Origin of the sequence: Microcoleus sp. w2-18bC1 (assembly GCF_036700365.1) — a bacterium.
GTDB lineage: Bacteria > Cyanobacteriota > Cyanobacteriia > Cyanobacteriales > Microcoleaceae > Microcoleus.
The window spans coordinates 1-13,677 of the sequence record NZ_JAUBOS010000035.1 but is presented as its reverse complement, the minus strand read 5'-3'; the positions used below and the strand labels follow the sequence as shown (position 1 = coordinate 13,677).

The window sequence follows — 13,677 nt, the reverse complement described above, 5'->3', positions numbered from 1 at the left end:
TTAGTTATCAGTTGTCCGTTGTCCGTTGTCCGTTGTTGACCGATATTATTAATCTCTCTCTTCTCTTCCTCTGCGTTCTCTGCGTCCTCTGCGGTTAAATTATTCCGATGCAACCGGAATTGATATAATAACAACCGACAACTGACAACCAACTACGGACAACTGACTACTATTGCAACGGCAAAAATACCGTCATCACCTCACCCTTTTGCGGTCGCTGGCGAATTACCAACTTCCCGCCAGCAGCCCGAAATAAATTCTTAGTCACGCTCAAATTTAAACTCAAACTTCCCGTCTCCGGCTGCACCATCAACAAAGGCCCGATCGATCGCAAAGGACCATTCGCCTTAGCTGCAAAAGTCGATGCGCCATTATCTTCAGGTAGGTGTTCCGATTCCAACTGCAACTTTAACTGATTGCCCGCTAATGTCACCTCCACCTGAATGCGACTCCCGGAAGGCAAAGTTCGAGTAAAATTCTCAATCAAATTAGTTAAAACCTGATCCAGCATCGTCGGATCGCTGACTACCGCAGGCAACTTTTTCGGCACAATAACTTCCAAAGTATGGTTTCGCACAGCGGCCTGTTTTTGCCAGCGGGGAATGCTATTTTGTAGCACTTCACCGAGGGACATTGCTGTTAGCTGCACGCCAGAATTTTTAGCTTGCGACATTTCCAATTCCACGGCGCGGAAAATTAAACCGAAGCGATCGATCTGAGCGGTACACTCAGCATCAATCATTTCCAAACGCTTGATCACCACTGGTTCAAGTTTGGGACGTTTCAGCAGCAGCCGAGTCAGCGTGCGAATAGTAGCCAAAGGAGTGCGGACTTCGTGGGCGATCGCCTGTAGCAATTCCACCTCTTTAGTAGCCAGAGGCATGGGAGATTTGCAGTGGATATCTGTAGCAGATAACTTGTGATGTCTATGGTTCAAACCATCATCAATTCTTTCATCCTTGATCCTGCCTGCTTCATCTTTCCCAACCGGCAAATTATGCAACAGCAAGCGGCTGAACTGCATCACTGTTTGATAATTTGGCTCCACAGGCAAAAACTGCTGGAACAGCGCGTCTAATTTAGTAGAATTATTAGTTAATTGGCTAACTGGTAAATTGAAGCTACCGTCAGAATTGGCAAGCAAACATTCGCTTTCAGTCACCCTGCGCCGCAAAACCTCCCAAGCTTTCGCCACTACTTGCGGATCGAAAGAAAATAGAAAAGCCGGAATTCCGGCAGAATTTTCACCCAAAACCATCACCAGGCTAAAACTAGCAGTTAAAACCAAACAAAACTGCTCGTTGGCTAAGGGATCGCCACTTGCCAAAGCCAAAGCCGGGGCCGCCGCAGGCACTGATGTTTGCACATCAGCCGCCGGCATTAAAGCTAAAGTTTGTCTAGCCCGAAAAGACCACAAAGCTGCATCGTTGTCGGGAATACTGGTAAAAATCCAATTGGCAAAGCCGTTGGCCAAAGCGGGGTCAGTCAAAACCGAAGACGGGCCGGACAAAACCAATCCCTGACAGGAATTGGGGATTGTCGATCGACCATTTGCTCGATCGGCATTTGTTTTTTGTCCTGCTTTGTGCCGATCGAGCATTTGATTCAAAGCTGCGATCGCCCCGTACCATTCCTGTTCAGCTTTCAGGCGAGAAGCCCCACGGCTTGCAGGACACCGATGGCGGTTGTTTTCTCCCGCCAACTTAGCATCCAAGAGACCGAGGTCATTTTCTTGGCCTTCGGAGGCTAAAATTTCGCTTATTGTCGGTAAAAAGTAAGTATTCACAGTTATAAACCCACCTTCGGAGGCATGAAGGGTGAAGTATTTATGTATAGGAAAGTTCAGGAGTTAGGAGTCAGTCGATTTTAGATTTTAGATTTTAGATTTTAGATTTACCCCACAGATAAATCTGGGAGATTGAACTTTGGTCTAAAATTTTTATCTTTCCACGACTTAAGTACGTGGCACGGTATCCGTTTTTGGGCTGGGTCAAGCACCAGCACAATCGAAAAATCCCGCATAATTTCTTGCGCCTTCCTCCTAACTCACAGGATATCCACATTTGTCAACTAACGATATTGGCAGAACCGTACCAATAAGTCGCAATCTCCGCGCTTGCGGCGGTATTTTGGACGATCGCCCTGACAAAAGTGCAAAATGAAGTAAGTTAAACACCGTGCTTTCCTTATGCCCACCTCGATCGCCGACTCGAAAAATCTGCTGTCCGACTTAATGGCACGCTACCGCCACCAAGTCGATTATCTGGCAATTCGACTGGAAGAAGCCGAAGGCACCGACATCCTGCTGCGGGGCGAAAAAATTGAAACCCTCAGCGAAGGAGTCTCAATTGGCGGCCAAGTCAGAGCTTGCCACAAAGGCGGTTGGGGCTTTGCCAGTTTTAACCGACTTTCCACCCTCGCCGAAAGAATCGAAGAAGCCATCGCCGCGGCAAAACTGATCGGCGAAGAAGAAACGATCCTGGCGCCAGTCACCCCAGTACAAGACATTTGCTTGCTGCCGCTGACAGGAACAGACCCCCGTCTGGTTCCCCTAATTGACAAAAAGCAATTGTGCGATCGCTACGCGGCCATTCTCCGCAGCATTGACCCCCGCATCGCCACCATCTCCGTGCGCTACGGCGACAGCACCCAGCGCATCATCCTCGCCACCTCCGAAGGCACCATGCTCGAACAAGGTTGGGCAGACATGGAAATGCGCTTTGCCGCCACAGCCCGCAGCGGGGAAACCGTACAAACTGGCCGAGAAACTACTGGTTCCCGCAAAGCTTACGAAGATTTAACCGATCTCGATATTCAAGTTCGCAGCGCCGCCCAGCGCGCTGTAGATTCTCTAGCCTTACCCCCCGTCCAAGGCAACACCTACACCGTCGTCATCGACCCAATTTTGACCGGATTATTCGTCCACGAAGCCTTCGGACACCTTTCCGAAGCCGACATGGCCTACGAAAATCCTGACATTTTGGAAATTATGACCCTCGGCCGCCAGTTCGGCCCAGAAAACTTGCAAATTTTCGACGGTGCAGCGCCAGAGGGACACCGGGGCAGCTATTTCTACGACGATGAAGGCACTCCCGCGACTACTACTCAGTTAATAAAAGACGGCGCTTTAGTCGGGCGATTGCACTCGCGGGAAACGGCGGGCAAGTTGGGAGAAACGCCTACTGGCAATGCTCGGTGTTTGAATTATCATTATCCGCCGATCGTCCGCATGACGAATACTTGGATCGAACGCGGTGACACGCCAGTTGCTGACTTATTTTCTGGTATCAAAGAAGGAGTTTATGCGCGCAATTGGCAAGGCGGCATGACTAACGGCGAAATGTTTACTTTCAGTGCCGGCGAAGCTTGGATGATCCGCGACGGAAAATTAGACAATCCGGTGCGGGATGTTACTCTTTCGGGTAATGTTTTCAGCACTTTAGCTGATATTGAGGCGATCGGCGACGATTTCTACTGGGATGAATCCGGTGGCTGCGGCAAGGCAGGGCAAAGCGGTTTGCCCGTGGGCTGCGGCGGTCCGAGTTTGCGGATTCGCGATGTGGTTGTTGGTGGCGAAGCTGCAGAAGAAGATTAAAGCTGCAAAAGTTTAAAAAAGAAAGGTAAAGCGCCACATTCCTACTCGCGCTTTACCTTTCTTTTTTTTTTGAGTGCAACATTTCGCGCCCGTTGGTGGTGTCTGATATCTTGAGGACGCTTGGCCAAAAAACCGGAATAGCGAACAATTATGCTTTGAGTCGTCAAGTACCGCTAAAAAAGCGGTTTTTTGCTACGCAGTACGTAAGTCCCGAATTAATAAATCGAAATCTTCAATTTTTCTTTTCTTCTCCCCATTTTCTATTTTCCCATTCTCCCCCTAACTCCCTGCAATTATCGCTTTTTTTGGCTTTATCTCCCATCACCTCGTCCTGGCGCCGTATCTTTCTCGTTATCGTACAAGCTCTGAGTTTCAGGTAGAGCGGTTAAAATTTCTGAAGCAGAGTTGTCTTGAGCAGAAAAGGTCGATCGAGTTTCTAAGCTTTGAGCATTAACTGCGGTACTACTCAGTAACAGGCTTGACATCAGGATGGAAGAGTAAACGCGCATCATAAATTTTGGTGTTTGTATTTTCCCCTTCTTGATACGCAGTCTGTACTCTGCTATCAGGATAAAAAAAATAATTGTGGCGAAGTCATCAATTAGTAAGTGAGGGAACCTACAATTTTTTTGAGTTTTGGTTAAAAGCGGGTTAAATCCATCCTCTAGCTCCCTTGTTCGCGGACAATTTCTAGTTATCTGCTACTTACGGGCAACCAGCATAATTCAAGACCATGTTCAAAAAAATCATGCTACTCTTATATGCCCGTCTTGCCAACCCTGGTAGTTATAAATCATTCCCCAATCTAAAATCTAAAATCTAAAAGGGTATCGCCCCTGGAAACCTCTTGAAACAGTCTTCCAACAAGGAAATAAAACGCCAATTGTAAAGTTTTACTACTTTTATGATTAACTTCATAATTTATTGAGGTGAAGCGGCAACCCTAGGATGAAAGACACAACAAGAGAGTACCGAGGCGCTCCATCCGCACGTTACATATAAATATCTTGTTGAATAATGAGATTCCTTAAAGCGGGCAAAACTTAATTTTCACATTAACTTCATAAATGGTTGCTATTGTATGTTTAAATAAATTGTGAACCTTTGATTTTTTATGATTTTTTCTGATCTTTTTTGATCTTGCTTTGTGACAAGAGGGCTTACGCGCCACTTTGAAGGAGGAGTCGAAAGCGGTTGGGAAAAAAGCCCGTTGACAAAATCGTGGATTCAATCTCAAATCTCAACTCTCAAATCGAACTGGCGCGCAAAAAGTAAAAAAACCTGGTTTTAAAACCCATATCGCGGATTCAATCTCAAATCTCAAATCTCAACGCGATTGACTTGCACATCTACCTGCTGGAATAGCGAGTCGAGCGTTGACGAGTTGTCCAAAATAACATCAGCTTGTTGACACTTTTGAGCCAGCGGCAACTGGGCGTTAATGCGGGCATTAGCTCGATCGTAACTCAAGCAGTCTCGCTGCATTAGTCGTTCTAACTGCACTTCGTGTGAACAGTACACTACCCAAATTTCGGTACACAAGTCAGTCATGTTAGCTTCAAACAGCAGCGGCACTACCAAAACCAAAGTCAACGTGTCAGCCGGCGCGCTGAAACCGGGTTTTTTTTCAACAATACTTCGTTCTAGCTTTTGATGAGGGTGAAAAAAGCCGGTTTCTTGAGTCTTTGTACCTAAATCCTGTGTGCCTTGGGATACCAAACTCGATGCAGCAATGCAGCTTTGAGTTTCCTCAACTAATCGGCGGCGCACGTAAGGGTGAATCTGTTGTTCCAACCACTGCCGCTCGTCTGCGTTACAAAAAATAATACTTCCCAACTCTGGCCGATTTAAATTGCCATCCGGGAGCACAATACCGGCACCGTATCGTTTTACAATAGAGTCAAGTATTGGCGAACCGGGGTTCACAGCTTCGCGGGCGTAAATATCGGCATCTAAAATCGGAAATCCACAGGCATCTCTCAGATAATTAGATATAGCGGTTTTACCGGTGGCGATGCCCCCAGTTAAACCAATCAGACGGACAATGCGATCGTTCATAATTTTCTCTGTTTAAACTTCCTGTGTTTCGACACTTACTGTCAGTCTTTGCTATGTTGGTGACACAATCAAATTTAGACTTAAATTTTAAGATTTGCGATCGAGAGTTCGCGTTAGGAAGTGTCAGCATTGGGGTGCGATCGACTCTTTTTTACCTAAAATCTCAATTTTAAACTCGAATTAAGGTCTAGACCGAGGCAAACTTATGAATGCTCAACGTGCTGTGCGGTCGATTCTGGCAGCAATTCCCCTTGCTGGATTTTTGATAGTAGATTTTTTACCCAACCTGGTTTTCCTCAAGGAAAACAGCAGCGGATGGGTACTCGTGGCAATTTATCCCCAATCTCAAATTGCTGCGGCACAATCTATTACTCCAGCCCCAGACCGCACCGGAACCGCTGTCACCGGCCCAGGTACAGGGTCGCCTCCTCGCTACGACATTAAAGGCGGCACTCCCTCCAGAGACGGAGCAAATTTGTTCCACAGTTTTACTCGGTTTAATCTGAATCCTGGCGAAACTGCCAATTTCATCTCCAACCCAAGCGTTAAAAATATCCTCGGTCGTGTTGTCGGCGGGGATGCTTCCTTAATTAACGGTTTAATTCAAGTTAGTGGCGGCAATTCTAATTTGTTGCTGATGAATCCCGCAGGGATTATTTTTGGAACGAATGCCCGACTCGATGTGTCCGGGTCTTTTTTTGCTACCACTGCTAGCGGTATCGGTTTTGACAACGGCTGGTTCAACGGTACTGGGGCGATCGACTACGCCGCCCTAGTCGGAACGCCGAATGCTTTTGTTTTTGGCTCACAGCCCGGAAGTATTGTCAATGCCGGTAACTTGGCTGTCGGAACCGGGCAAAATTTGACTTTGCTGGGCGGTACGGTCATCAGTACAGGGCAACTTTCAGCCCCAGGCGGTCAAATTACTGTGGCGGCTGTCCATGGTGAAAATCTGGTGCGGTTGAGTCAAAACGGACTTTTGCTGAGTTTAGAAGTTTCTCCAGCAGCCGGAGTGTCGGGTTCCGAAGCGGTTCCCTTCTCTCCGCTGACTTTACCTCGGCTGCTTTCGGGCCCCGGCGTGGCTAACGCTACGGGTATAACTACGAACGCTCAAGGTGAAGTCGTACTCACAGGCAGCCAAACAGTGCCTGCAGGTGCTGGAACTGCGCTGGTAGCGGGTTCTGCGGACGTGTCTGCCAGGGGGGGCGCGGGAGGCAGCGTCAACGTGTTGGGTGACAAGGTAGGGCTCTTGGGAGCGAAGATTGAGGCTTCGGGGCCCGACGGCGGCGGAACGGTGCGGATCGGGGGAGATTACCGAGGCGAGGGAACTGTGCCGAATGCCAGGATGACTTACGTGGATGGCAAAAGTTCGATCGCAGCCAACGCAACTGAATCAGGCAATGGCGGCAGAGTTTTTGTCTGGGCTGACAACACAACAGCATTTTTGGGCAGCATTAGCGCAAATGGCGTTTCTGCAACGGGAACCGCAGGTGTTGGCGGGTTTGTGGAAGTTTCGGGCAAGCAAAGATTGATTTTTAACGGTACTGTTGATACCTCTGGAACAAACGGTTTGGGGACTTTGCTGTTAGATCCAGAAAATATTTTAATTACAGATTCCCCAGAAGCTGCGGGCGATGCGGCAATAATTGCCAACAATAATATTTTGTCAACAGGAACGGTACCAGGACAGGAAAACAATTCTGAGCCTTCGCTGACAATTTCGGCTACAGCTTTGGAAAGTATGTCGGCGACGGCAAATGTGGTTCTCGAAGCGCTCAATGATATTACAATTGCTGATTTGGCGGACAATCTGTTGAGCTTTCAGGCAACTACTGGTTCGGTAACATTTAGAGCGGATGCCGATCGCAGTGGTGCGGGTGTTTTTTCGATGAATTCTGGAGATACAATTAGCACGGCTGGCGGTGCGATCGCCATTTCGGGAAGTCAAATTACGGCAGGCAATTTGTCGAGTAACGGCGGAAATATTAGTTTGATTAGTCCGGGAACAACCGTTGCAAACAATATTTCTTCATCCAATCCCAGCACCGGCAGCAGCGGGAATATTTTGCTTGAAGGCCTGAACGTAACGGCCCCAAAAATTGATGCCAGCGGCTCCAAAGCGACGGGAAATGTAACTGTGACGGCTCGGAATGTTCTGGGAGTGAGCTCGATCGCTGGGGGTTCGGGAAACATTACTTTGACTGGTAATGAAATTAATTTGACTGGTGCCAAAAATTCAGTCAGCGGTACTGGCTTTTTGGTACTGCAACCTTGGAGTCCCGGTCAAAATATTGCGATCGGCGGTTCTGGAGATGTCGGTACTAATATTTATTTGAATCTGACGGCAAGCGACCTCGGAAGTTTGGAAAATGGGTTTGCTGGAATTACGATCGGGCGCAGCAACGGTATCGGTTCAATTCTGATTGCCAACGATTTCACATTTTATGATCCGCTAATTATTCAATCGCCAGCGGGTTTGGGAACAATCACTACCACAAATTCCTTGACAGCGGCCGACAATGCCTCAATTACTCTCAAAGCTGACGGCAATATCAGAACCGGAAATATCACTACCAACAATCAGGAAATTCGCATCGCCAGCACCGCAGGCAATGTCACAACCGGTCAGCTACTTACTGGAACTGCCCGCACCATCAACACTTCTGTCAATCCTTCCGAAGATATAGGCAATTCGGCGGGAGATGTTAGTGTTACTGCACAGGGCACGGTGACTGCCGGGGCGATCGACACGAGGGGCGATCGCGCGGGGAAGGTGACGCTGACGGGGCGCAATGGAGTCACTGCCGGGGCGATCGAAGCTGGTGGCGCCCAAACAGGGGGAGATATTACCCTGACGGGCAACGAAATTGACTTGACGGGTGACAAAAATTCGATCGCCAGCAACGGCAATCTGGTGCTGCAACCGGCTGATCCTAGTCAAAATATTATAATTCAAGGTTCTGGCGATACAGAAGCTCTGAACTTGACTGCTGCTGAATTGAACACTTTTCGGAATGGGTTTGCTTCGATCACGATCGGGCGCGCTGACGGTAGCGGTGCGATCTCGATTGGTTCTCCAATGCCAGATTCAACGCCAAATTCAACGCCACTGGCGTTGACATTTCAAGATCCGACGACGATCCGATCGCCCAATGGCGCAGGCGCGATCCTGGGAACGGGTGCGATCGTCGGCACTGATAACGCTACGATTTCTTTGATGGGCGGTACTGTAGCCGTCGGAGACGTTACCTCGATTGCGGGGATTAACATCAATAGCACCCAAGGCAAGTTGACTGCTGGTACGGTTTCATCTCGCTCAACTTCCGGGGTGGCGGGCCCTATCAATATTCGCAGCGCCGGTGCGGTAGAAACTGGCAACATCGATGCTTTTGGTGCCAGAAGCGGGGGAGATATTTCGATTGCGGCGCCGGGCCGGATCGTTACAGGGGTGATCAACTCGAGTTCGCAATCGGGAAGTGCCGGTTCGAGCCAAATTATCGGACAGAAAGATGTTGAAGTTGTTTCGATCAAAGCTCGTGGCAATACGGGCGGCGATGTGGCAATCGAGGCTGGGGGAGCGTTTCGGGCTGCGGGAACAGGAACTAATGCTGAGCGCGCCCAGGTCAGCATTTCTACAGACGGGCTGGCTCAATCGGGTTCACAGACGTTGCTGCAAAGCACTTGCTCGTCGGGAACCTGCACGGTGGCGACTGTTGGGGCTGGAAACTCGAAGTCGAACACTGCCACCTCCTCAACTGCGATCGGGCCGCTGGCGATCGTGCCGAGTCCGGCACCAACTACCAGCGTGGAACTGCAAACTACAGACAATTCTCAACAAATTGTGACTCAGGTGATTCTCGGTCCCACAGCGTCTGCGGCAAAGATCAGTACCACAAATGTCTCGCCAGAACCTGCTGCTGCGCCTGTTGAGGCTCAGTCTAACCAGACTGCTGCGGGCCCGGTACTGCTGTCGCCGTCGGTGTTAAAAGGCAATTTGGGTACGCCTGTGGCGACAGAAAACGCCAGTGTGGCAACAACTCCACAGAAGCCGGCGAGTGCGGTGACAGCAGAAAGTATGGGGAATGTGAGGGTTCCTGAGATTTCTCGATCGAACTCGATCGCGCAAATAAATCCGATCGACGCAGTGCAGCAAAGGGATAGAACTCAGGGCCGGGAATTTGAACGTTACTTTGGGGGGACTGTCACTGAAAAGTCAGTTACGCAGAAAAGTATTCGAGATACTCTCAACAGCGTCAATCAGTTGACTGGGGTTAAACCCGCCATCCTTTACGTATGGGCAAAAGACAAACATTTAGAACTTGTGTTGTTATTGCCAGACGGCAAAAATGTTTTTAAAAGTGTGCCTGCAAGCCGCGAGACAGTCTTGCAAGTTGCTAAAGAATTCACTAATGCTATCAGAACTCCCAGGAGATTGAATGCTGCTGACTACAAGCAACCTGCCGAGGAACTTTACCAGTGGTTAATTGCACCGCTGCAACCGGAATTGGATGCTAACAAGATTGACACTTTGGTGTTTTCTATGGATGTCGGTTTGCGAACTTTGCCTTTGGCTGCTCTTTACGACGGCAAGCAGTTTTTGGTAGAAAAGTACAGTTTGGGGCTGATTCCGAGTTTGAGTTTAACTGATACTCGCTATGCCGATGTTAAGGGTTCTGAAGTGTTAGCGATGGGTGCGTCGAATTTTCCCGCTAAATACGATCAAAATCCTTTGCCTGCGGTGCCTTTGGAAATATCGACAATTGTGGGCAAGATTTGGCCAGGTTCGTCTTTTCTCAATGAAGCTTTTACTTTGGCAAATTTGAAGCAGAAGCGCAATCAATCGCAATACAAAATTATTCATTTAGCTACTCACGGCGATTTTCAACCTGGGGGTGCCCAAAATTCTTACATTCAGTTTTGGGATACTAAGTTGCGGTTGAATCAGTTGGATCAGTTGAAGTTATCTAACCCGCAGGTGGAGTTGTTGGTTTTGAGTGCGTGTACTACGGCGGTGGGAGACGAACAAGCTGAGTTGGGGTTTGCGGGGTTGGCGGTGCACGCGGGGGTAAAATCGGCTTTGGCGAGTTTGTGGTATGTCAGCGATGTCGGTACTTTGGGGCTGATGACTGAGTTTTACCAGCAGTTGCGTACAGCGCCGATTAAGGCGGAGGCTTTGCGGCAAGCGCAGTTGGCGATGTTGCGAGGTGAAGTGCGGCTGCAAGATGGTTATTTGGTACGATCGGGCAACAATCAAGCTCTGCCTTTGCCGTCGGAGTTGGCCGCCCGGGGCGATCGAAATTTGTCGCATCCTTATTATTGGGCTGCTTTTACCATGATCGGTTCGCCGTGGTAATTCTGAAGGAAGAGGGTGCGATCACCTAAAAAAACGGGAGAGAACAAGTCGCAAAACTCGGAGGATTGGAATACCTAAAAAAGTGCGGTAACTCACACTAGAAACCGCGACCTCAACATCGAAAACGGGATAAAATGGAACAAGAAGAATAAAAAAAAACTCGACTGCTAGCGCCGAAAATATTGATTGTAGACAAGTGTTTACTAAAAACTTTTAGCCCAGATAAATTAGGATAATTTAATCAAAAAGTTTCGCTTGTGCAACAACAATAGCTCTTGGTTATCAAGCCATAACGCTCGGCGGTGAGAATAAACTCATTGGGAGCAACGCTTTCTCCGTTTTGGTCAAGCATTCTTAACAAAATTTCATAATGCTCTAATGATGGGTTACGAGGTAATAGAGCGAATCTTTGGAGAGTAGAGACAAAAACGATTGGTTTCTAACGCACGGCGGATGTTGGAAATCTACTGCCTCTCACCACATTGTCTAATTATATTAGTTCGCCATCATCTAAACGATAAACATGAACACAGTTGCGACCTTTGCCTTTGGCAGCATAACAAGCTGAATCAGCCGCCCCCATAACCTCCATCAAGTCATGGCTGTCTTGGTTAATGGCAACAACTCCAATACTGACCCCGATGATAAAGGTTTTGCTATCCCAAATAAACCGAAACTGATGCACTATATCTTTGAGGTTTTCCGCAATTAGAGTGGCTTTAGAGAGGGAACATTTAGTAAGCAAAAGACCAAATTCATCACCTCCCAAGCGAGCCAGTGTGTCATTAGCGCGGACTCCCTTTTGTAAAAGTCTAATGATTTGGCGCAGTAGCTCATCGCCAGCAATATGACCAGCGGTATCGTTAACGACTTTGAACTTATCTAAATCTAAATAACAGAGAGCGTGCTGCTGATTGCTATCTTGAACAGAGGCGATCGCCTCCATTAGTCGCTGCTCAAATCCTCGACGGTTGATTAAACCCGTCAGAGCATCGTGACTAGCTTCCCAAGAGAGTTGACGAGCAAAATTGCGCGCTTCGGTAACATCATGAAAGACGATGACTGCCCCGATAATTTGACCTTGGCAGTCTCGAATCGGTGCTGCTGAGTTGTCAATGGCATACTCCGTCCCATCGCGCGCAATCAGTATAGTATGGTTAGCTAAGCCCACAATTCGCTTCTCCAACAGAGCCTTGTTGATCGGATTCTGTACTGGCTTTCGCGTTACTTCATTGACAATTTCAAAGACTGTAGACAGGGGGAGTCCCTTAGCCTCATAAGCCTTCCAGCCTGTCAGTTGCTCAGCGATAGGATTGAAAAATCGCACATTACCTTGAGCATTGGTAGTAATAACTGCATCACCAATCGATTGTAGAGTCACTTGAGCGAGTTCTTTTTCGGCAAAGAGGGATGCTTCGAGACGTTGGCGTTCTTCCATTTCTCTCAAGAGACGTAAGTTCTGCTCTTGGAGGCTTTGTTGCAACCGTCGGATGGTTAGGTGAGTTTCGACACGAGCTAATACTTCTTCGATTTGAAACGGCTTAGCAATATAATCTACGCCACCAACAGCCAGCCCCTGAACCTTATTGAAAGTTTCATTGAGAACACTCAAAAAAATTATCGGAATGCTTGTGGTTTGCTCGTTAGATTTTAATTGTTTACAAACTTCATAGCCATCTAAATCCGGCAATTTAATGTCTAGTAAAATTAGTTCCGTCCATGGCGATTGGGCGGCTCGGATCGCCTTTTCACCTGTTGTGGCACAGCGAACTTTATAACCATGTCTCCTCAAACTACGGCTCAGAAGACGCAGGTTGTCAGGCAGATCGTCAACAATTAAAATATTGCCGCGGTAGTTGGTAGCTGGATCGCTCACTCTATCGCTAGTTCTATCGAGAATCCTACTCCTTTCCATAGTTTCTTGCCAGAGGACTACAAGCCTATGAATAAGAGTATAGTTGAATTATTAGGTTATAAACTCACTTTACGCAGGAAGAAATCCTGCGATCGCAGAGTTCGAGGAATGGCACGCTGCCACAGCCCCTACAAAATCTGACTTGTTGAGGTAGGGATAATCCCTCCGTAGTTGCCCTTCTTCGTTTCGGTTAACATTAGGAAAACATTTTTTCAACGCAATCTGCTGTATGAACAAGCACATTTCTGAAAGGGCAAGTCTACTCGTCATTGCAATCGGATGTCTCGTGCTGCTAGGTTGGCCACTTGACATCTCTCTACTCACAAGTGGTTTTCCCGGTAAGACTTCGACTATGAAGCGGGCAATGGCAGAACTCAATCGATCAGCACTTCAGCACTCATGAATAATGCAGGTTAGATATGATTACACAATTTTTTGAAAGTGGAGGATTCATTCCTCATGGTCACTGCTATCTCTGGCAAACAAACTTAGTAGGATTACATATTTTATCCGATGGTTTAATTGCGCTCGCTTACTATTCCATCCCCATCATGCTAATCTATTTTGTGCGACAGCGCCAAGATACTCCATTTCAGAAAGTATTTTTTCTGTTTGGCGCCTTCATAATTGCCTGTGGTACAACTCATATTATGGAAATTTGGACGCTTTGGTTTCCTACTTAGGGCTTGCTGAATAATCGATCGCACATCAAGAATAAGAGCGATCGATATCTTCAAGCCGAGTTAAATATAAGTT

The 13,677-nt window shown here is 47.8% G+C and carries 6 protein-coding genes and 1 pseudogene; 3 read left to right on the top strand and 4 right to left on the bottom strand.

Features of this window, described 5'->3' with window-relative positions; genetic code table 11:
- Window positions 1-169: 169 nt before the first annotated feature.
- Window positions 170-1,786, bottom strand: coding sequence for a HAMP domain-containing sensor histidine kinase (locus QT979_RS18050; protein ID WP_333311300.1), 1,617 nt, complete (start codon window positions 1,784-1,786; stop codon window positions 170-172).
- A gap of 402 nt (window positions 1,787-2,188) precedes the next feature.
- Between QT979_RS18050 and QT979_RS18045 the strand changes: the two genes are divergently transcribed.
- Window positions 2,189-3,595, top strand: a complete 1,407-nt coding sequence (locus QT979_RS18045; RefSeq protein WP_333210718.1) for a TldD/PmbA family protein — start codon at window positions 2,189-2,191, stop codon at window positions 3,593-3,595.
- Between the two features lie 311 nt (window positions 3,596-3,906).
- Here the strand turns inward: QT979_RS18045 and patX are convergent, their stop codons facing one another.
- Window positions 3,907-4,107, bottom strand: a complete 201-nt coding sequence (patX, locus tag QT979_RS18040; protein ID WP_333210716.1) for a heterocyst-inhibiting protein PatX — start codon at window positions 4,105-4,107, stop codon at window positions 3,907-3,909.
- A gap of 808 nt (window positions 4,108-4,915) precedes the next feature.
- Window positions 4,916-5,653: a dephospho-CoA kinase gene (coaE, locus tag QT979_RS18035; protein ID WP_333210714.1), complete on the bottom strand. Its 738-nt coding sequence runs from the start codon at window positions 5,651-5,653 to the stop codon at window positions 4,916-4,918.
- 205 nt (window positions 5,654-5,858) lie between these two features.
- Between coaE and QT979_RS18030 the strand changes: the two genes are divergently transcribed.
- Window positions 5,859-11,006, top strand: a complete 5,148-nt coding sequence (locus QT979_RS18030) for a CHAT domain-containing protein (protein ID WP_333311299.1) — start codon at window positions 5,859-5,861, stop codon at window positions 11,004-11,006.
- Between the two features lie 490 nt (window positions 11,007-11,496).
- Here QT979_RS18030 and QT979_RS18025 read toward each other — a convergent pair whose 3' ends face one another.
- Entirely contained in the window at window positions 11,497-12,921 is a 1,425-nt protein-coding gene (locus QT979_RS18025; RefSeq protein WP_333311298.1) for a diguanylate cyclase domain-containing protein, read from the bottom strand.
- A gap of 419 nt (window positions 12,922-13,340) precedes the next feature.
- On the opposite strand from QT979_RS18025, the pseudogene QT979_RS18020 reads away from it, so the two are divergent.
- Window positions 13,341-13,598 (top strand): annotated as a pseudogene (locus tag QT979_RS18020) (sensor histidine kinase); the annotation flags it as partial.
- Window positions 13,599-13,677: the final 79 nt, after the last annotated feature.

Bases quoted from the DNA above. Each gene is read 5' to 3' on its own strand.
- QT979_RS18045 (WP_333210718.1), top strand. From the start codon at position 2,189: ATGCCCACCTCGATCGCCGACTCGAAAAATCTGCTGTCCGACTTAATG.
- patX (WP_333210716.1), bottom strand. From the start codon at position 4,107: ATGATGCGCGTTTACTCTTCCATCCTGATGTCAAGCCTGTTACTGAGT.
- coaE (WP_333210714.1), bottom strand. From the start codon at position 5,653: ATGAACGATCGCATTGTCCGTCTGATTGGTTTAACTGGGGGCATCGCC.
- QT979_RS18030 (WP_333311299.1), top strand. From the start codon at position 5,859: ATGAATGCTCAACGTGCTGTGCGGTCGATTCTGGCAGCAATTCCCCTT.
- QT979_RS18025 (WP_333311298.1), bottom strand. From the start codon at position 12,921: ATGGAAAGGAGTAGGATTCTCGATAGAACTAGCGATAGAGTGAGCGAT.